Here is a 19,162-nt window from a genome sequence, read left to right as displayed (position 1 = left end):
TTAGTTAAAACTAAAATATTAGTTATTCTCTTATTATCCAAATTCTAAACAATTTTTATTTTTTAAGGTTAAATGAATACACTATACATTAAAAAATTCGACACTATGGATAAGTTAAAGAAGTTTGGACTGATGGAAAAAATTGTCCATGAACTGGAAGATCTGAGAAATAGTCAGCAGGCTATTATTACTAAGCTTACTAAGATAGAAGTAGATAATATTGAACTTGGTGATAAAAGGCTGGAAAAGGATTTACCCGACATGCACCAACGTGTATCAGATAATTTGGACAACATTACCAGCATTCTGGAAGATTTTGCCAAGCAAACTGACAGTTTTAGCGACAATAATAACATTCAGGCATTGAAAGAGCAGGAAGCACTTAAAGGTTAAAATACAAACTCTTTCTAAAAAAAGCTCCCCGGCAATGGAGGGCACTGAAAAAGTCCAAATGGACAGAAGGAGTAGAAGACGAGGGTTTTCTACTCTTTTTTTTGTATCTTAAATCGTCAAAAGAAAGCCACTACAAGATGCTCGTTCAACAACAAAAGATCCATTTTAGCGCGTTTTCGGGCTTATATGACCTGATCGTTCCTAAAGACAATCTTCTGCGGAAGATCAACGACCTGATAGATTTTACATTTATCTATGATGAACTGATCAGCAAATACAGCATTACTAACGGCCGGGCAGCAGAAAGCCCTGTACGGATGTTCAAGTATCTGTTGTTGAAAACGATCTATACGGTTTCAGATGTAGATGTTGTTGAGCGTTCGCAGTATGATATGTCGTTCAAATATTTCCTGGATATGTCACCGGAAGAAGGAATGATCGATCCGAGTTCATTGACCAAGTTCAGAAAGCTGCGGCTAAAGGATAATGATCTGTTAAACCTGCTTATTGGTAAAACGGTGACCATAGCTATTGAAAAAGGGCTCATCCGCTCAAAATCCATTATTGTTGATGCTACCCATTCCCTGTCGAGATCCAACCCGTATTCAGCATTGGAAGTATTACGGGAACGTTCAAAGTTACTCCGCAAAGCTGTTTATGCGATAGATGAAGATATGAAGGCAGGCATGCCCGAAAAGAACACAGCCGACGAATTGGAAAAAGAACTGGCTTATTGCAGTGCATTGGAAAAGTATATTGAAGCCGATCAACCGTTATGCCAGATACCTGCGGTAAAAGAAAAACTGAATCTATTGAAAGAGACAGTAGCAGATACTCAGGAGCACTATATAGTATCTAAAGACAAGGATGCCAAAACCGGCCATAAATCAGCTGATAGCTCATTCTTTGGTTATAAGACCCATCTGGCGATGACAGAGGAACGCATCATTACCGCTGCGGTAGTAACATCAGGTGAAAAAGGTGATGGGCCGGAACTTCCCAAGCTTCTGGAGATCAGTCAGAACAACGGCATTGAAGTAGAAAGGATCATCGGCGATTCAGCTTATTCAGGAAAAGACAATCTTGAACTGATGAGCACTCAAGAGATAAAGATTGTAGCCAAACTAAACCCTTCCATCACTCAGGGTTTCAGAAAGGATGAGGACAGATTTGACTATAATAAGGATGCAGGCATGTTCGTCTGCCCGGCAGGGCATCTGGCTATCCGAAAAGCACGCGGCGGGAAAAAGAATATCGGCGAGAATCAGGTAGACACCTATTACTTTGATGTTGAAAAATGTAAGATATGCCCATTAAGAGAGCATTGCTATAAGCCCGGCGCGAAGGCTAAAACCTATTCGGTCAGCATTAAATCAGACATGCACCTGCAGCAGATGGCATTCCAGGAAACGGCAGAGTATAAAGAAAGTATCAAACACAGATATAAGGTCGAAGCGAAGAACAGTGAGCTAAAAAACGTTCATGGTTATGACCGGGCAATAGCTTACGGTATCGAAAATATGCAGATGCAGGGTGCGTTGGCCATCTTTACAGTAAATCTTAAGAGAATCATCAAGCTGATAAGCTAAGTGCCAAGTTAAAGCGGCTGCTTTGTCATCAATTGCACCTTCGGCTCATATCAGCCCTAACAAATCACCCCATCCCCTAAAATAAAAAAGCGACCAAGTAAAAGTTGCCTTTTCTATTGCTCGCTTCAAATACTTCAGCTTATTAAGCTACTTTTTCAGTGCCCTCCGGCAATGGGGAGCTTTTTTTTTGGCAAGCTTCCAGCTATATGATTATGTCGCAACGGCTAATAGCAAACTACATATACACAAACTATTACCAACCAGTCATTTAATATTAAAATAACTAGCTTATATTGGCGAAAAATCTATAAATAAATTATCTTAGCTATTATTTACTTAAACAAACCTTATGAAAAAAATCACCTTATTAGCCGCTATTACCTTATCAGTGGCGTTATTTTCATGTAAATCAAAATCGGCCAATAACTCATCTGAAAGTGCAGACACCAGCAAACCTGCAGCTACCCAATCAGCATCGCCTACTACGGCAACCCCACCAGCAGAACAGGGCAATGCACCAAAAACTTACACAGTAACATTTACACCAGACACCGCCATACTTGGTAAACAAAAAGAAGCCGCACTTAAGGTAGTTCCTGTAAGTGCAACTGATCTGAGCGATCCTGATGGAAAATCGCAAGGTATTGAGCTTACTTTTAAGGTTAGTTTAACCAACAAAAACAAAATTGGCGGCAACACCATAGGTATCGCCCCTAACGATTTCAGATTGGTATTGGATAACAATACTTCAATATCACAATCCAGCGGAAGCTATTTTTCTTCTGAGCCCGAATCTACAAAAGAATCAGAAGCAATTACTTACCGCATACCTGCCGGCGCTAAAGCAAAAGCGTTGAACTTGTTTTATGACGAAACAAGGGCCACGGTACAGGTAAGCATGCAATAAGCATCCATAAACCAAAAAGCTCCGTCGTTTTAAAATGACGGAGCTTTTTTATATCTATATTTTCTATAAACCAATAATTTATTCCTACCTGTCAAATAATTAATTACTGATACTGGATATAAATTGGGCTTGGTTTTAAGTTAAGCACCTCTTTTGGAGTGAGCATTTTGTGTGGAACGTTCTTAATATCGTTTTTATAGAAAAGCTTAAAACCGGTAAACTGCACGGGCTCATCAGCTATAAAATATTTATAAGTTCCTTTTTTAAGTTCGGGGCCTCCCCAGCCATCCATATCCATTACTACTTGAACTTCCCTGCGCAACTTAATATCTTTATAATTGGTTACCATGCGTTTGGTGAAACGATGTATCACAAACATTTTAGGTGGCAAATTATATTTTTTTACAAGGTCGCCCAAATAACCTGTTACATAATTGATGTCATTAGCATCAAAAGTACCTATACGTTTGCCTGGGACACTCCCCTCTTTCATGGAAAATTCAGGATCGATACCTAAATGAACATTAGGCATACGCATATATTTTTCCAGCAATGGCAGTTCGGTTTGTACGGTACTAAAGCCAACCTGTATATCTAAAAATACCAGTGCATTAATTTCTTTAGCCATATCAAGCACTTTGTCTATCTGACTAAAAGGCATCCGCAGGTTGTGCAAGCCATTGCGGCCCGCATCGGCTTGAGCAGTTACACAAATGTAGTGCAGTGCGGGAATAACAGGTGTAAGCGTATCTGCAGCTTCCCAAACCTTCACTTCACCTTTTAGCTTGGCCAGCATTTCTTTTGGTGCATACTGTCCCAAAACACCCATATTTTTCGAATACATATTACCATAGTAAGCTACAATACGGTTAAATGGCAAAACAGCGCCCGGCAGCGGATATGGTGCTTTTTTAACCGGCCATTTTCCGGTTTTATCGCCATTGGCCAGGCGCTTGGCAAGCGAATCGTATTGGAGGGTATCTAACGTCGTAATGTTTTTTAAAACGGTGTCCCTGCCTATTCGGTCGTGAGCTGTATTTGCATAAAGCTTATTAAATGAACCAGTTAAACAAACAGCTATACCTGTTAACAATCCAAATACCCGTGTTAGTTTCTTCAATTTATAAACTTTATTACTATGTATATTATTCAATACTCTTCCCCTTCATGGCGGTACTGATAGCTTGATCCATCAGGCGCTCGGCAAATGGCCTGGTGTACTCATTTATCTCATCAATACGTTTCAATATCAGGTCTTTGTCCCCAGAAACCAGCGCCTCTTTTAATGCAGCAAGGTGTTTCATGGTGCTTGAGGTTTCTTCAACCGAAACGTATTTGCCGTTCTTTTGCAAAAAGCGTTCCACGGTGTACACCATTTGCTCTCCTTCGGTGCGCGCTTCGATCAGCATACGCTGGTTTACATCATCCTTGGCATGGGTAATACTGTCCATCAGCATCTGCTCCACCTGTTCATCGGTAATCCCATAAGTAGGTTTTACCTCTATTTCCTGCTTAACGCCCGAGCGCAGCTCAATAGCCTGTATGGTTAATATACCATCGGCATTCAATAAAAAGTTAATGTCTACTTTTGGAAAACCGGCCGGCATTGATGGAATGCCTTTGAGGTTAAATTCAGCCAGCTTGCGGTTTTCCTTAATCAGGTCACGTTCGCCCTGGTAAACGGCAATTTTCATATTTACCTGTCCGTCAATAGAGGTAGTATATTGCCTACCGCCCTTGGTAGGAACTTTGGAGTTTCGGGGGATAATCACATCCATCAACCCGCCCATAGTTTCAATACCCAATGAAAGCGGAGTAACATCAAGCAGTAAAATATCTTTACGATTGCCGGCCAAAATATCAGCCTGGATTGCCGCGCCCAACGCAACCACTTCATCCGGGTTCAGGTCATCATGCACTGGACGACCGAAAAATTCAGCTACCATTTTTTTAACCAACGCTGTCCGTGTGGAACCTCCTACCATCACTACTTCATCAATGTCTGTAATGCTCAATTTAGAATCTTTCAGCGCGTTTTGACAACAGGTAATAGTCTGCTGTACTTTGGGTAGTATCAGTTCTTCAAAAGTATTGCGATCAAGCGTACACCAAATCTCCCCTATCTTTTCGTTGAACAAACTTTGATGAGCAAATGCTTTTTTGGCCTCCTCTGCTTTAAGGCGCAGTTGCTGGGCCAATTCGGTATTTGCTATAATATTGGCTTTATTCAGCTGATTTTTTTCTATCCAGTAGTCAACTATAATGCGGTCAAAATCATCGCCGCCTAAAAAGGTATTGCCGTTGGTTGCCAACACCTCAAAAATGCCATTTTGTATTTGCAGTATAGATACATCAAATGTACCGCCGCCCAAATCGTACACGGCAATAGTTTTTGTTTCTTCGGGGTTAAGCCCTATTCCATAAGCCAAACTTGCTGCAGTAGGCTCGTTCACTATGCGTAAAACATCCAAACCGGCCAATTTACCCGCATCGCGGGTAGCCTGGCGCTGCGAATCATTAAAATAAGCAGGTACCGTGATTACAGCGCGGTTCACCGGGGTTTTAAGCGCGTGTTCGGCGCGCGCTTTAAGCTCTTTTAATATCAGCGCCGATAGCTCAATGGGGGTATAAAACTTATCACCTACCTTAATTTTTACCAGGCTTTCGGTATCATCATCAATAACTTTGTAAGAAAAGAAATCCTTATAGTTTTCAATATCGTGATAACTGCGGCCAAGCAGGCGCTTAACCGAAAAAACGGTATTTTGAGGGTCGGTAATCAAAAATTCTTTAGCTTCGTTACCTACAAAAACATCATCTGTTGGGCCAAAATGTACCACAGAGGGTACTAAAACACCTTTACCCGTATCATTTATCACATGAGGATTTTTCTCTGGATTAATAAACGCCACTAACGAATTGGTAGTACCCAGATCGATACCTACAATAATATCTTCCTTTTGTATAGAACCTGTTGCCAGGTTGATAGAAACTTTAGCCATGATATAAACTTAACAAGCCGCAAATGTACTTAGTTTTGACGGATGGTATGTCTTTTCAATCTCTAAATGTAAATTTTGTCTGAACCATGATTCAGGCAACTATGCCGCCACAGCTTCTTGTGTATCGAGCTTGGCTTGGAAAAACAATAAAGATAATAACAGGAAGAATCCCAGCACAAAAAAACCGTCGAGTACCAGAGCCGAGTCGCGCATTTCGCCAGTTGTTGCTTCCACAAAACCAAAAGTGAACAGGCCTACTACTATTGATAATTTTTCGGTAACATCATAAAAACTAAAATACGAGGCTGTGTCAGGAATATTTGGAGGGATAAATTTTGAAAAGGTTGAGCGCGATAGTGATTGCACACCGCCCATTACCAAACCAACAATACCGGCAGCCACATAGAACTCATTTGCATTTGCAATAAAATATACTCCGGCACATATCAAACACCAGATGGCTACCACTACCGACAATGCCTTTACATTTCCAAACTTTTCGGATGCTTTGGCTGTAATAGCGGCTCCTATAATGGCTACTACCTGTATAATAAGAATAATGGTAATCAGGTCATCATCAGGCATTTTTAATTCTTTAGCTGCAAAATTTGCCGCTACCAGCATTATAGTTTGCACCCCTACCGAGTAAAAAAAGAATGCCGGTAAAAAACGTTTTAATAACGGTAGTTGCCCCACCTTTTTCCAAACCTTAGCCAGTTCCTTAAATCCGCCGGTAAATACATTATACTGATGCGACCCGGCATTTGGAACGCCTTTGGGCAACAGATAAAACGGAATCAATGAAAATCCTATCCACCATAAAGCAACAATAAGAAATGAGATTTGTGCCGATTTTTCTTCGGTGATGCCCAACCATTTATGCCCCAGCACAAACACAAAGCATAATACCTGCACTACAATGCTACCGGCAAAGCCATATATAAAGCCTTTAGCGCTTACGGCATCCTGCTTATCTACAGTTGCTATCTGGGGTAGATAAGAGTTATAAAACACAAAACCGCCGCAATAGCCTACAGACGCCAGTCCGAAACAGATCATCCCGAATTCAAAGGTTTTCATCTGGAAAAAGAACAGACCGAAACAAGCCAGGCTGCCCAGCCAGGTAAACATTTGTAAATAAAGTTTTTTTTGGCCTTTATAATCTGCAATAGAGGTGAGTATGGGCAGCAATATTACAATTAGCAGGTATGAAGCACCCAGTACATAATTTGACAGCACCGTATTTACATACCTATGTCCAAAAAAGTTCACCATACCTCCAGGGTTTTTATCCTGGGTTATACCTACATAATAAGCCGGAAATATGGTGGAAGTGATCACCATATTGTACGACTGGTTGGCCCAATCAAACATAGCCCAGGCCCAAATGGTTTTTTTATTATTCTTTTCTTGCATCATTGATAAGTGAATAGTTGATCAGGAAGGTTGTATTATTTTATTCCGTAATGATCATTCATCAATTTTACAAAAATAGAGCCCGGTAATATGGCTTTAAGCGTAGGTACAATAGTTTGACCTAATGCTCCTACCAGGTAATTATGAGCGGGTTTTGATTTACCCACAATTTTACAAACCTGTTGGGCTACTTTGGCAGGATCGCCGCCAATGCTCTCGTCTTTTTCCATGCTGGCAACAGCAGCTTCAAATTCTTTTTTCAGTTGCCCGTTTGGCAAGGTAAAGGGCAGCTTTTCGCGACTGCCTGTAAAATCAGTTTTAAAATCGCCGGGATTAATTACAGATACTTTAACACCCGTATTTTGCAACTCCATACGCAAGCTTTGCGAATATCCTTCAATAGCAAACTTTGAAGCGCTATATAAACCCTGGTAAGGCAAACCAAACAAACCGGCCAGCGAACCTATATTGATTACTAAACCTTGTTTCTTTTCAATCATGCCGGGTAAAACCGCGCTGCATACACGCACTACTCCAAAAAAGTTTACTTCAAATTGTTTTTTAGCGGCATCAACTGGCATAGCATATAATGGCCCGGTGATTCCATTACCGGCGTTATTCACCAATACATCTATACGTCCTTCGGTTTTTATAATTTTTGCGACAGCCGCACTTACCGAAGCATCGTCGGTTACATCCATTTCCAAAGGATTAAATTCAACACCCTGAATACGTTTTACATCCCTGCTGGTTCCATAAACCGTATGTCCCTGAGCCGAGAGCGCCTTGGCTGTAGCCAAACCTAAACCAGATGAAGCTCCGGTTACCAGAATTACTTTTTTCATTTTTTATTAATATGGGCTATGTTTTGTTTCAAATAGTTTAAACCGGGAAGTTATGATTTATCGGCCGACAAATTTATAAATATTGTGCACTAATGTGTGTAATCAAATTGGGAGATCTAAGGCCTTTAAAATTAGCAATTATTCAATGCAACCTGCATTGTCAACCCACACATTATTTGTCATTTTTTAATATTTATTTTTTCATTTAAAAAATAACGCATAACTTAGTCATCAGATGATATGATGAATATGACTATCAATAAAAAATCACTTGCCGAAGAAGTAGCTGAGCAATTACGTGCAGCTATAACTTCCAACACTTATAAGGTGAACGAACAACTCCCTACAGAGCCCGAGCTGATGAAACAATTTGGTGTAGGGCGATCATCTATACGCGAGGCTATCCGTATCCTGGCAAATTCGGGCTTATTAAGGGTACAGCAGGGTGTTGGTACTTTTATAGAAGCTCATGCCGGCATTACAGAACCCTTTATTCAACGCTTAAAACGAGCTGAAGCCTCTGATCTTGATGAGGTGCGTAAGTTACTGGAGATGAAAATTGCCGAAAAAGCTGCAGCCAATCATACAGCAGAAGATATCAAAAAAATAAAAGCAGTGCTTGATAAACGCAACGCACTGGCCCAAACCGGACCGCTTGAGGATTGCATACAAGCCGACATAGATTTTCATATGAGTATTGCTGAAGCTGCAGGCAACCCTATCCTGGCTGACTTGTATCAATCATTTTCTCTACAGCTCAAAGGCTGGTTTTTAAAAATATATCCTGAAATGGCAGCTTTACAACAAAGAGATGCCCTGGAAATATTCAGGGAAACTGCCGATTTACATAACGAGCTTTATAAAAGCATTAAAGTCAGAGATGGCAAAAAAGCCTGGAACTGCATAACGCAAATTATTAATTATTAATTTTTTACCTTTAATCATCAGATGATATGACGAATGAATCCGTAGCTCAACCGCTTGAACAAACAAAAAAAATAGCAGAAAAGACGGTTTACTCCATACTTTTTACCATCAGCCTGTCGCATTTACTGAATGACATGCTGCAATCGCTTATACCTTCTATTTATCCGCTTGTTAAAACTAAATTTCATTTAACTTTCAGCGATATAGGACTAATTACCTTAACCTATCAGCTTTCAGCCTCGCTTTTACAGCCATTTGTGGGCATGTATACCGATAAAAAACCAAAGGCTTATTCGCTATCTGTAGGGATGGGATTTACCTTATCCGGATTAATATGCCTGGCTTTTGCGTCCAGTTTTTACTGGCTTTTATTAGCCGTAAGTCTTGTTGGTATCGGCTCATCTATATTTCATCCGGAGTCATCGCGGGTAGCACATTTGGCTTCGGGCGGTAAACGGGGGCTTGCTCAATCCATATTCCAGCTTGGCGGTAACGCGGGCAGCGCTTTAGGCCCGCTGCTGGCCGCATTAATTATTGTCCCTTTTGGGCAAGGGGGAATCATGTGGTTTTCTTTGGCAGCGTTACTGGCAATTATTATATTAATTTACATAGGTAAATGGTATAAAAAAACGACAGTAAGTAAGGCAAAAGTGGTTAAAGCACATGTCGTAAGTCATCATAACTTGTCGTCAAAACGGGTTACAGTTTCATTAATAGTGCTCCTGATACTTATTTTTTCCAAGTTCTTTTACCTGGCAAGTATGACAGGATATTATACCTTTTTCCTGATAGATAAATTTCACATGAGTGTACAAAGCTCACAAATATACTTGTTCATATTTTTGGCCGCGGTAGCCGCCGGTACGATGGCCGGAGGGCCGTTGGGCGATAAATTTGGCCGCAAATACATCATTTGGATATCTATACTAGGAGCAGCGCCATTTACCATGCTGCTACCGTACACCGATTTGTTCTGGACAACTATTTTGTCGGTAATTATTGGCATGATCATCTCTTCTGCATTCTCGGCCATATTGGTTTACGCGCAGGAACTTATGCCCGGAAAAGTTGGTATGATAGCCGGCTTATTTTTTGGCTTCGCTTTTGGCATGGGTGGGTTAGGATCTGCAATTTTGGGTAAACTGGCCGACAGTACCAGCATTAATTATGTTTTTCAGGTATGCGCGTATTTACCTCTCATTGGTATCCTGACTGCATTTTTACCCAACCTCGAAACGAAAAAGAAACAGACAGCCGAGCTAAAATAAATTATCGACTGTCATTAAAAAAACATGCAATAAACAGAAATCCCCGGGTAAACATATTCCGGGGATTTTTTCTGGTGAGGTTTAGTACAAATAGTGATCTGATGTTTGGTTTGTTATTTTCTCAATGTCAGTATAATTAAAGCGGTGTTCAGCAAAAGCAAAGCCGGTTGGGCAATAGTTGTAATATTCTGTAATTTCTCATTACGTATTGCGCGCCTGTTTTGTTCCACATAAATAATATCCTGGTTCTGAAGAATAGTTGACGGATTGGATAAAGCTGCAACATCGTCCAAATCGACCTCAATTATTTGTTTGCTTTGTAATCCTCCCCCCCTTAAAATTTTAACTTTTTTCTCGTTCCCCTTTTCTGTAAGTCCGCCTGCCTCGCCAAGCATTTCCATTAAGGTGGTTTCATCTTTTAACAAGGAATAATTACCCGGCTTTTTTACCTCACCCATCAGGGTAACTTTTAAATTGATTACCTTAACCTCTATAATTGGGTTTTTGAGTACGTTTTGACGGTAGATATCATCCAATTTCTTTGATGTTTCGAGTCTTGATAAACCGGCAACAGCTACACGACCAATTACGGGCAATGCTATAGTCCCATCGCTTTCAACCTGGTAGTCTAACGCTCGCGATCCACTTCCGGAGGGTGCCTGATCGGCAGTAGCCGCCGCGGTAGCATCATCAGTAATCAGTTTAATACTTTGAAGGTTCCTTACCTGTAATATATCACCTGTTTTAATTTTATATTCAGTTGGTTTATAATCGTCGGCTTTAACGGGAGCTTGCTGTCCTCCGGAATTATTTTCAAAATAGGCTTGGTTTTGCTTGTATGAACAGGAACCTAAAAACATGATAAGTACGCTTACCGGTAAAATCAACAGTAAATTGAGTAATCTATTTATACGCATATAATTTATGAATTTTCTAAAAGGAATGACACCTCAGTTCCATGCACTTTGGGTTGATAAGACTTTACGTTTTCAGACAAAATAGATTCAAAATGATCTGCATAAGCATTAATGATCGTATCTCGGGTGTAGAATTCTGTTATTTTCTGCTTATTGTTATCCATGAAATGCTGATACCGTGATTCACTTTTGTTACCGGTTAGTAAATGATACGTAACGTCATCAGCGTCAGAAAAATACAAGGCATCGTTTTCGAGAATAGCCCGGTTAAATTTGTTATCGTTTGAGCATATCAGGCTATTAGATGCCATTGCCTCAAGTAAAGATGGATTGGTACCTCCAACAGTATGACCATGGAAGTATAAGTTAGAGTAATACCTCAAATTGTTGAGTTTATCCATATTATAAATCCCCCCACAAAATCTGATATTATCAAAATAATCAAACTTGGCTCTTAGGTAAGTACCGTAGTCATTATCGGTGTTGCCTATAACCAGAAATTTGCGACCGGTATCAGCTTTAACAACACCATCCAAAATAGTTTCTATGCTATTTTCAGGTTCCATCCGGGCTATCAACATATCATACTGATGAATTTCAAGCTTGAACTCATCAAGTATAGCGGGATCTGGCCGTTGAAATATTTCGGCGCCATAAGGTATATAGGTTGATTTTTTGTTGTATTTTTTTTCAAGATATTTTTGGATTTCTATAGAATCTGCTATCAAATAATCGCTATACCTAACGGCAAGCTTCTCGGCAAATCTTAAAAATGCCTGAACCGGTTTTGAATATTTTGATCTTGACCATTCCAGGCCATCCATATTGGTGGTAACAACTGTATTTCTGGGTAAAAGCCACCCCCATACAGAACTGCTGGTATATCCTAACTGTAGTATAACATCAAACTTCTTTTTCTTTAAATCTTTTATACAATTATAATCGTACAAAAACTGGCCTATTGTCCCAAGTTTGTATTCCGGATCATAGCAATGGCATATTTCAACGGCGTTCCAGGTTTTTTCCTGATATGGATGGTTGTGAGAGTTGTAAACAACCACCTCATAACCTCTCTTCACTAAGCCGGCGGCTAAATATTCGGCACACTGCTCAAAGCCGCCGTAATGGTTCGGAATACCCCTTGTTCCAATGATAGATATACGCATAATAATATATATTTTAATACTTTATTAACAATTAATCAGTATTTACAGGCCGGAGCATCAGGTAGATACCTTTTGATCAAACCATGTATAATTATACGCATAAGGATAGCCAAAAGCTGTGTTTTTAAGCCATGTGAATAAACAGGATGTACAAAACAACAATGAACAAAATAAACACAGCGGTAAACCACATAAATAAAAAGTATAATATTTTTTCAAAAAAAATCATTATACTTATATGTATTAAAACAATAAATAATAACTTCAAATAATGATTAAAGCATTCAAATTCCTGAGGCGGATAAATCTTAAAACCATTATTTTTAACTTCAGGTATTTTCCTTTTAAAACAGCCATCAAATTCCCGGTACTGATATCAAACAATGTTTTTTTACACAAAACAAAGGGCAGGGTAATTATCAATGCTCCTATCAGAACCGCGTTGGTGCAGATTGGTTATGGCGCTATTGGGATTTCGGATTTCAAGCGATCAAGAGCTGTATGGGAAGTTTACGGAGATGTAGTTTTTAACGGCAGAGCTTTCATTATGCACGGCTGTAAAATTAACGTTGCCGAAAAAGCACAACTTATTTTTGGCGATGATTTTAATATGAGCACAGAATGCGCCATTATTGCTGCCAAAAAAATTAAAATTGGCAATCATAGCGGCATATCATGGGAATCGCTGGTTATGGATACCGATTTCCACCACATTGCCGACGAAACCGGCGAGGTGTTTAATCACCCAAAAGAAATAATTATTGGCGATAATGTTTGGATAGCTTGCAAATGCACCATTTTAAAAGGGGCCGTCATACCATCGGGCAGTGTTGTTGCTGCAAATTCCATGGTTACCAAGAAACTGAGCGGTGAAAATTCTATTTTCGGTGGAAACCCTATGCGGGTATTAAAAACAGATATTAAGTGGTGGTATTAAATAATTGGTAAAATCGCATTGCTCAGATCATAAGTAAGATTTTCGTTGCGTTTAGCTATCTGTTTAGCGGGCACCCCGCCTACTACTGTATATGGCATTACATTACGGGTAACTACTGCACCAGCGGCAACCACCGCACCTTTACCAATAGTAACGCCAGGTAATATGACAGCGCGCGAGCATACCCAAACGTAATCTTCAATGATTACCTGCTGCCCGGTTTGCGAAAAGTTGGCATCGTTGTAATCATGATGAAGTGTCCATATCATCACCTCATTACTAATGTTTACATTATCTCCAATAATTAAACCCATGCGGGCATCAAGTAAAGCATTGTGGCCAATAATTGTACCCCTGCCTATTTTCAGTTTCCGGGGTCTTCTGATCTCAAACCCTCTGTACAGGCCAACACGCCAGTTTATATCAGCTTTTAACATCCGGAGCAATAAAATACGCAATGTATGAAAGGGCAGCCAGCCAATCATTCCGCATATAATATAAAGCAAAGAACCTTTAAACTTAGTAAAGCCGTTGTTGATCATATAGTTTGCTATGTATTTTAAAAAGTATTTGTTTAAACCGGTACTTCCTGACTAAGTAATTCTCCGCGTTTTTTTAATACTCGGCCGGGCACACCGGCAACTATGGAGTGCGGCGCTACAGTCTTTGTAATGATGCTGCCCGCTGCAATTACACAACCCTCCCCAATAGTTACACCTGCCAGTATGGTTACACCGGCTCCTATCCAGCAATTATCATTAATAAAAACTCCGTTTCGGGTTACTCCTTGATCCTTGATGTTAATATTAAAATCAGAGAAATTATGGTTCTCAGAAAATATCTTTACTCCAGGTCCTATAATCACATTGTCGCCAATTTCAATCCCTCCCTGTCCGCCAAGATAAGTGCCCGCATTAATGCCGCTATTATTACCTATAATAATACCTTTACCTTTTTGCGCTATAACTCCGGTACAAATAATTGTACAGTTGCGCGCAACAGATACATTATTTTTTATCGTAATTCCTTCTGATGATAAGGCATTGATATAAACATTATCTTCGATGATCAGGTTTTCACCCGCGGTAAGCAGGTAAGCATGATTAATAACCACATGCGAGCCAATAAATACCAACCCACTTGATTTTTTAAAAAACAATCTTTTCCAGGCACCTCTTGATAATTGCGTCCCCCTGTCCCACAAAATAACCGACAGTTCCCTGAAGCTATAATTATTTTCGAACTTGTAATCGGGGTTGTTTTTGAGCTTCCGTATTACCTTTTCAATTAATGTATGCATCACCAATTAATTTTAGTATTCCGTTTGCTGATATTTGCCATGAAAACTTTTTGGCATGCTTAATCCCGTCAGTTACTTTCTTATCATACAGATTTACATCATTTAATAAAAAAGTTATTTTCTCTGCAATATCCTCTGCATTATCGGGGTCAATATAAACAGCCGCATCTCCGCAAATCTCGGGCATCGCGGTACGCTGCGATACGATAACGGGTACTCCGCATTTCATAGCCTCTAGTGGTGGCAAACCAAACCCTTCGGCATAAGATGGGAAGCAAAAAACCGTAGCATTCGCGTAAATTAAATACAAGTCATTTTCGGGAATATGCCCTGTAAATATTATCCGGTGCGAAAGATTTTCAGCATTGATATGTTGTTTCAGCATGTCCGCATCGTTACCCAATTCGCCGGCAATTACCAACTTAATGGCCTTATCATCGAGCATATTAAGAGCGCTTACCAAACGGGTAATGTTTTTACGGACATTTACCCTGCCCACATACAACAAATACCCCTGCGGAAGATTGTATTTATGCACAAAGGCGGTGATACTTTCAGCCGGGTATTGGGCTAATGTTTTAAAATGGTGGTTTATTCCGTGATAAACAACCGCTATTCTGTTTTCATCCGCTACATTATTTTTTACTAATCGCTGTTTTTCTGAATTTGATATGGTAATAATCATGTCTGCCTTTGCAGCAAGGCGTTTCATCTCTTTAAAATACATAAGTTCCGAACCGGAGTAATACTGCGGATAGTCCAAAAACAAAACATCATGTATGTATACTATTTTGCGTAAACTATGCGGCCATAAACCGCTGAAATTTTGAAAAAGCACCACCTCTAAACCATACAGCCTTGCAATAAATGGTACGATTAGCATGTTTGACAGAAGATTCGGAACTCCCGGTAAAAAAATAAGCTTTACACCTGAAGGAAAATGACTAAGCGCCTGCTTTTTACAGTCATGGGTTAGAAAGAGGTAAAGTTCAAAATGCTCGTTTTGATCGTTTATCATCTCGTTCACCAGGTTTTTCACCACCATGTTACCACTTGGCGGCCCCTTGAAAAACCATTTGGCATCAATTCCCAACTTTATTTTTTTATGACGACCGTTGGCTTTCATGTCAGGCAAATAAAGTTGTTTGTGTAGATGGTGATTTAAATCGCCCGGAATATACAAGGGCTGCATCGTCATACATCTCGCTCAACTTTGACAATCTTTTATCCCAACTATGATTATCAGCGCATAACAATGTGGTTTGGGCCAGCTCAACCAACAGATGCGGATCACTTAGCAGATCATTTAATACATGACTCATTTCATCTACCATTATGTTGTGCATATCCGGCTTTATTTTGAAACCGCATTTATTGCAGATCACATCGCGCATACCGCAATGATCAATTGTTAGGGTAGGTATCCCATAAGTTAAAGCTTCAAAAATAACAGCAGGATTATCCTCTGCTATACTGCTGATTATATGCAGGTGAGCACCAGACATGATACGAACAGCCTCCGTACGGGGTAAATGACCATGCCATTTGATACGATCCATAAGCTGTAAAGCAGCAGCCTTTGCCTGCAACTTCTTTTTTAAAGGACCACTACCCACTACATGAAGTATCCAATTATTGCGTTCAACACGACTAAGTGCATCAAGACATAAAGCAAAATTCTTACGCTCAATAAGACTTCCGGACCAAACCAAATGAACTTGCTGTTTAATATGATCAAATTTTGTTTCGTCGAGAAAAGGATGGGTTACAGTGCCCTGCTCTGGTAAATAATAACTTTTTGCACCAAATTTTTCCGATATAGTTTGCTTTCCTGCTGATGTGGCCGCAATAAGAATATCAGCCCTGGAAAATGCCTTTTTTATCCGTTTTGAATAACTAAGCTGAAAACGGTTGATGCTGTTTTTGATTGAAAATTTCACACGGGTCAAAAAGGGTTTTCCATCAAGCAACTCCTGATTTATAACGTTCATCCCTCCTATTGGTCCCCAAACCATGGGTTTGTTCAGTCGCCATAAAAATCCCGGCTCTCTGAAGCCTATTGGCCCTAACTGGTGTACTACGTCAATATCAACTATTTTTAAGATCTCGCGCGCTGCTTTAAGGGCTCTCCTTTGCCACAGGTAATACGCAAAATAAAAAAACCAACCAAACCCGGCCTTATCTAACAAAGTAATTGCCCTTGCCAAGCCACCTGGTTTTACTTCTATAAATTCAACATTTGGAACAGGGCTATTCATGATATATTTTTTCATGGTTTGGGTATCGCCCATGAAATTATCAGACATGCCATAAAGCACCCAAAGATCATGCTGACTTGCCAAATGTATTATAGTATTCCAGGCCGCACCATACTCTGATCCCCTGAAAGGAGATATAGCGTAAGCAGATATGAGTATCTTTTTTTTCATGACAGGGGGTATTTAGCTTTCTGGATTTTAGTTTAGCTGTGTTCTTAGGGGGTCTTTATAAAAATATTTCCAGCGGAGGCGGTTTAAATAATTAAAAAGCCATGAACTGATGTAGCTCATGCCTCTCAAATGCCTCCGCATTACAGCAAGCTCTTCACGGTGCATTTTTACCGTATCGCTGCTTACGCCATCTGCCCGCATATAGGCCACAGTTTCATCAAAATATTTAATCTTAAACCCATTGTATTTTATCCTCAGGAACATATCAAAATCCATTGCTATTTTTAGGGAAGTATCGTACATACCCACTTTTTGATAAACCTCTTTTTTTATAAAACAGGTTGGATGCATAATGTACATTCCGAAGTTTAGCCAGCTAATTTTGCTTTTTTTTCCTTGTACAAACCCGTTTTTCCCTACCAGCATAATGTTACCGCAACATACATCATCTTTTGCAGAGCAGTTATTCATCATTAGCTCTACAGCATTAAGCGTATACCAGTCGTCGGCATTGATCATCCCTATCCAATCGCCTGTTGCCATAGCAATACCTTTGTTAAAACCATCGGCTATACCCTTATCGGGCTCACTTACAAATCGGCTAATCCTTTCCAGATACCGGTTAATAATTTTGATTGTGCCATCGGTTGACCTGCCATCAACAATAATATATTCCAGATTGGTATAAGTTTGATTAATAACACTTAAAATGGTATCTTCAATAGTTGCCTCTGCATTATATACCACTGTAATAATGGTTACTTTCGGGCCGTTTAAATAGGTTTTCATATTATCAATAAGCTAATTCATATTTCTGTGCTTGCTGTTTTTCAAGTGCTTGCTGTTTAAAAACCAATGCCTGAAAATTAAGGTAACTGTATCCCAGCGTAATCATGATGATACACATCTCCACATTAAACAGCGCGGTTACTATATAATTGGTTAGCAACAGGCTAAAAATGGAACCGATACTTAGCGCGGCAAACAATCTTATCGCGGGCTTGGCTTTAGTATCGGCATACTTTTTCCATTGAATAATTATTAAATTAAAAAACACAATAATGTAAATCAGTACGCCAGCTATACCCATTTTTACCAGCAAGTACAACCAACCGTTATGCAAAACCGGGATAAATTGAAAATCAGTATCCTCCCCTAAGCGCACAAAAGTTTTCAGGTCAACGGTTTTAGCTAACCCGCCAAATATCCAGTCCTGGGTATCTCCTTCCATATAGCCTTTAAGCGCCATAAACGATTCATACCCACGGTACTTCATGTTAATATCCTGCTCGGTATTATAGTCACCCATTTTTAATTCGTTAAATGAACCAAGCAATTTGCTCATAAATGTTTCGGACGAGGTAGCCTGAAAAATATCAGAAGGAATTAACGCTATCAGCATCACTGCAAAAAACACAGTTGGTATTATCCATATTCTTTTAACCTTATCAGCAACCAGCAACAGCATAAAACACACCATAATAATAAAATAAGTACGGGAGGCACACATATATATGCCAAATGTATTTACTACCATAAACAGCTTAAACCAGTGAGGCCTAAAAAGTCTAATGTTAAACTTCCAGGTAAATAATAAACAAGCTAAGCCCATTGGCGGACCGGGGGCGCCAACAATTCCCATGGCATAATGCGCCGAATATGGATCAAGCAGAGCGCTGAATCCGATATATGATACCGATATAGCGGTAACCATCACAGAGGTGATGAGACCTGCATAAACCAATGTTTTTAAAAACGACCCGATGTTTAACCTGCAGGCCAAAACCATACCCGACAATATAAATAACACCGGTATGGTGAAGTAATAAAGATCTTTTAAGATGAGATAATTATCATTCCGATACCCCACAATTAACCCACATATTGCAGGCAGCATTAGCGCAGCAAAAACACGCGCTGCTTTGATAGCTGCTAAATGGTTCTTTAGGGGCATAAAAATAATTACCAGTGTGATAACCAACACAATGGCCTGCACATGAAAAAATGAAGCCAGTATTAACACAAGAAGTAAAAGTGGGTATATGCGGTTAATCATAAATACTTCT

18 protein-coding genes are annotated in these 19,162 nt (G+C 39.7%); 6 read left to right on the top strand and 12 right to left on the bottom strand.

The features are described 5' to 3' along the window. Positions 1-105: 105 nt before the first annotated feature. The 3 genes from SNE25_RS14630 (at position 106) to SNE25_RS14620 (ending at position 2,889) form a co-directional block, all read left to right on the top strand. The gene (locus tag SNE25_RS14630) at positions 106-393 is read left to right on the top strand and encodes a hypothetical protein (protein ID WP_321566224.1); all 288 of its coding nucleotides are present in this window, start codon (positions 106-108) and stop codon (positions 391-393) included. 137 nt (positions 394-530) lie between these two features. Further along, positions 531-1,982, top strand: coding sequence for an IS1182 family transposase (locus SNE25_RS14625; protein ID WP_321565846.1), 1,452 nt, complete (start codon positions 531-533; stop codon positions 1,980-1,982). A 349-nt stretch (positions 1,983-2,331) separates the two neighbouring features. Continuing rightward, a complete protein-coding gene (locus SNE25_RS14620; protein ID WP_321565845.1) occupies positions 2,332-2,889 on the top strand; it encodes a hypothetical protein in 558 nt (185 codons plus the stop codon). A 103-nt stretch (positions 2,890-2,992) separates the two neighbouring features. Here SNE25_RS14620 and SNE25_RS14615 read toward each other — a convergent pair whose 3' ends face one another. From SNE25_RS14615 to SNE25_RS14600, 4 genes are all read right to left on the bottom strand, one after another. Next, positions 2,993-4,009, bottom strand: coding sequence for a hypothetical protein (locus SNE25_RS14615; protein WP_321565844.1), 1,017 nt, complete (start codon positions 4,007-4,009; stop codon positions 2,993-2,995). Between the two features lie 25 nt (positions 4,010-4,034). Next, positions 4,035-5,891 carry a Fe-S protein assembly chaperone HscA gene (hscA, locus tag SNE25_RS14610; protein ID WP_321565843.1) on the bottom strand — a complete coding sequence of 619 codons (1,857 nt, stop codon included), beginning with the start codon at positions 5,889-5,891 and terminating at the stop codon, positions 4,035-4,037. Between the two features lie 99 nt (positions 5,892-5,990). Then, positions 5,991-7,310, bottom strand: coding sequence for an MFS transporter (locus SNE25_RS14605; RefSeq protein ID WP_321565842.1), 1,320 nt, complete (start codon positions 7,308-7,310; stop codon positions 5,991-5,993). A 32-nt stretch (positions 7,311-7,342) separates the two neighbouring features. Further along, positions 7,343-8,152: an SDR family oxidoreductase gene (locus SNE25_RS14600; RefSeq protein ID WP_321565841.1), complete on the bottom strand. Its 810-nt coding sequence runs from the start codon at positions 8,150-8,152 to the stop codon at positions 7,343-7,345. Between the two features lie 240 nt (positions 8,153-8,392). Here SNE25_RS14600 and SNE25_RS14595 point away from each other — a divergent pair, with 240 nt between their 5' ends. Next, positions 8,393-9,079 carry a FadR/GntR family transcriptional regulator gene (locus tag SNE25_RS14595; RefSeq protein WP_321565840.1) on the top strand — a complete coding sequence of 229 codons (687 nt, stop codon included), beginning with the start codon at positions 8,393-8,395 and terminating at the stop codon, positions 9,077-9,079. A gap of 26 nt (positions 9,080-9,105) precedes the next feature. Continuing rightward, positions 9,106-10,347: an MFS transporter gene (locus SNE25_RS14590; RefSeq protein WP_321565839.1), complete on the top strand. Its 1,242-nt coding sequence runs from the start codon at positions 9,106-9,108 to the stop codon at positions 10,345-10,347. A 113-nt stretch (positions 10,348-10,460) separates the two neighbouring features. On the opposite strand, the gene SNE25_RS14585 is transcribed toward SNE25_RS14590, so the two are convergent. Together SNE25_RS14585 and SNE25_RS14580 are read right to left on the bottom strand one after the other, a co-directional pair. Beyond that, complete coding sequence (locus SNE25_RS14585; RefSeq protein WP_321565838.1) at positions 10,461-11,264, bottom strand: polysaccharide biosynthesis/export family protein; 804 nt, start codon at positions 11,262-11,264, stop codon at positions 10,461-10,463. Between the two features lie 5 nt (positions 11,265-11,269). Next, on the bottom strand, positions 11,270-12,430 hold the full coding sequence (locus SNE25_RS14580) for a DUF1972 domain-containing protein (RefSeq protein ID WP_321565837.1): 1,161 nt from the start codon (positions 12,428-12,430) through the stop codon (positions 11,270-11,272). A 271-nt stretch (positions 12,431-12,701) separates the two neighbouring features. On the opposite strand from SNE25_RS14580, the gene SNE25_RS14575 reads away from it, so the two are divergent. Next, positions 12,702-13,367, top strand: a complete 666-nt coding sequence (locus SNE25_RS14575; RefSeq protein ID WP_321565836.1) for an acyltransferase — start codon at positions 12,702-12,704, stop codon at positions 13,365-13,367. Here the strand turns inward: SNE25_RS14575 and SNE25_RS31880 are convergent. The 6 genes from SNE25_RS31880 to SNE25_RS14545 form a co-directional block, all read right to left on the bottom strand. Beyond that, positions 13,364-13,636: an acyltransferase gene (locus SNE25_RS31880; RefSeq protein WP_407667044.1), complete on the bottom strand. Its 273-nt coding sequence runs from the start codon at positions 13,634-13,636 to the stop codon at positions 13,364-13,366. The two genes, SNE25_RS14575 and SNE25_RS31880, sit on opposite strands and share 4 nt — an antisense overlap. Before the next feature lie 305 nt (positions 13,637-13,941). Then, positions 13,942-14,667 (bottom strand): acyltransferase, encoded by a 726-nt coding sequence (locus SNE25_RS14565; protein ID WP_321565834.1) that lies wholly within the window; start codon positions 14,665-14,667, stop codon positions 13,942-13,944. Then, the gene (locus tag SNE25_RS14560) at positions 14,651-15,793 is read right to left on the bottom strand and encodes a glycosyltransferase family 4 protein (protein WP_321565833.1); all 1,143 of its coding nucleotides are present in this window, start codon (positions 15,791-15,793) and stop codon (positions 14,651-14,653) included. Before SNE25_RS14560 ends, SNE25_RS14565 begins: the two co-directional genes overlap by 17 nt. Position 15,794: 1 nt before the next feature. Next, positions 15,795-17,096: a glycosyltransferase family 4 protein gene (locus SNE25_RS14555; RefSeq protein ID WP_321565832.1), complete on the bottom strand. Its 1,302-nt coding sequence runs from the start codon at positions 17,094-17,096 to the stop codon at positions 15,795-15,797. A 27-nt stretch (positions 17,097-17,123) separates the two neighbouring features. After that, positions 17,124-17,885, bottom strand: coding sequence for a glycosyltransferase family 2 protein (locus tag SNE25_RS14550; RefSeq protein WP_321565831.1), 762 nt, complete (start codon positions 17,883-17,885; stop codon positions 17,124-17,126). Between the two features lie 4 nt (positions 17,886-17,889). Beyond that, positions 17,890-19,152: a hypothetical protein gene (locus SNE25_RS14545; RefSeq protein WP_321565830.1), complete on the bottom strand. Its 1,263-nt coding sequence runs from the start codon at positions 19,150-19,152 to the stop codon at positions 17,890-17,892. Positions 19,153-19,162: the final 10 nt, after the last annotated feature.

Source organism: Mucilaginibacter sabulilitoris (assembly GCF_034262375.1).
Classification (GTDB): Bacteria; Bacteroidota; Bacteroidia; order Sphingobacteriales; family Sphingobacteriaceae; genus Mucilaginibacter; species Mucilaginibacter sabulilitoris.
This window is presented reverse-complemented; position numbering and strand designations above follow the sequence as displayed.

Bases quoted from the DNA above. Each gene is read 5' to 3' on its own strand.
- hscA (WP_321565843.1), bottom strand. From the start codon at position 5,891: ATGGCTAAAGTTTCTATCAACCTGGCAACAGGTTCTATACAAAAGGAA.
- SNE25_RS14585 (WP_321565838.1), bottom strand. From the start codon at position 11,264: ATGCGTATAAATAGATTACTCAATTTACTGTTGATTTTACCGGTAAGC.
- SNE25_RS14600 (WP_321565841.1), bottom strand. From the start codon at position 8,152: ATGAAAAAAGTAATTCTGGTAACCGGAGCTTCATCTGGTTTAGGTTTG.
- SNE25_RS14625 (WP_321565846.1), top strand. From the start codon at position 531: ATGCTCGTTCAACAACAAAAGATCCATTTTAGCGCGTTTTCGGGCTTA.
- SNE25_RS14580 (WP_321565837.1), bottom strand. From the start codon at position 12,430: ATGCGTATATCTATCATTGGAACAAGGGGTATTCCGAACCATTACGGC.
- SNE25_RS14595 (WP_321565840.1), top strand. From the start codon at position 8,393: ATGATGAATATGACTATCAATAAAAAATCACTTGCCGAAGAAGTAGCT.
- SNE25_RS14555 (WP_321565832.1), bottom strand. From the start codon at position 17,096: ATGAAAAAAAAGATACTCATATCTGCTTACGCTATATCTCCTTTCAGG.
- SNE25_RS14545 (WP_321565830.1), bottom strand. From the start codon at position 19,152: ATGATTAACCGCATATACCCACTTTTACTTCTTGTGTTAATACTGGCT.
- SNE25_RS14565 (WP_321565834.1), bottom strand. From the start codon at position 14,667: ATGCATACATTAATTGAAAAGGTAATACGGAAGCTCAAAAACAACCCC.
- SNE25_RS14590 (WP_321565839.1), top strand. From the start codon at position 9,106: ATGACGAATGAATCCGTAGCTCAACCGCTTGAACAAACAAAAAAAATA.
- SNE25_RS14550 (WP_321565831.1), bottom strand. From the start codon at position 17,885: ATGAAAACCTATTTAAACGGCCCGAAAGTAACCATTATTACAGTGGTA.
- SNE25_RS14605 (WP_321565842.1), bottom strand. From the start codon at position 7,310: ATGATGCAAGAAAAGAATAATAAAAAAACCATTTGGGCCTGGGCTATG.
- SNE25_RS14620 (WP_321565845.1), top strand. From the start codon at position 2,332: ATGAAAAAAATCACCTTATTAGCCGCTATTACCTTATCAGTGGCGTTA.
- SNE25_RS14560 (WP_321565833.1), bottom strand. From the start codon at position 15,793: ATGAAAGCCAACGGTCGTCATAAAAAAATAAAGTTGGGAATTGATGCC.
- SNE25_RS31880 (WP_407667044.1), bottom strand. From the start codon at position 13,636: ATGATATGGACACTTCATCATGATTACAACGATGCCAACTTTTCGCAA.
- SNE25_RS14630 (WP_321566224.1), top strand. From the start codon at position 106: ATGGATAAGTTAAAGAAGTTTGGACTGATGGAAAAAATTGTCCATGAA.
- SNE25_RS14575 (WP_321565836.1), top strand. From the start codon at position 12,702: ATGATTAAAGCATTCAAATTCCTGAGGCGGATAAATCTTAAAACCATT.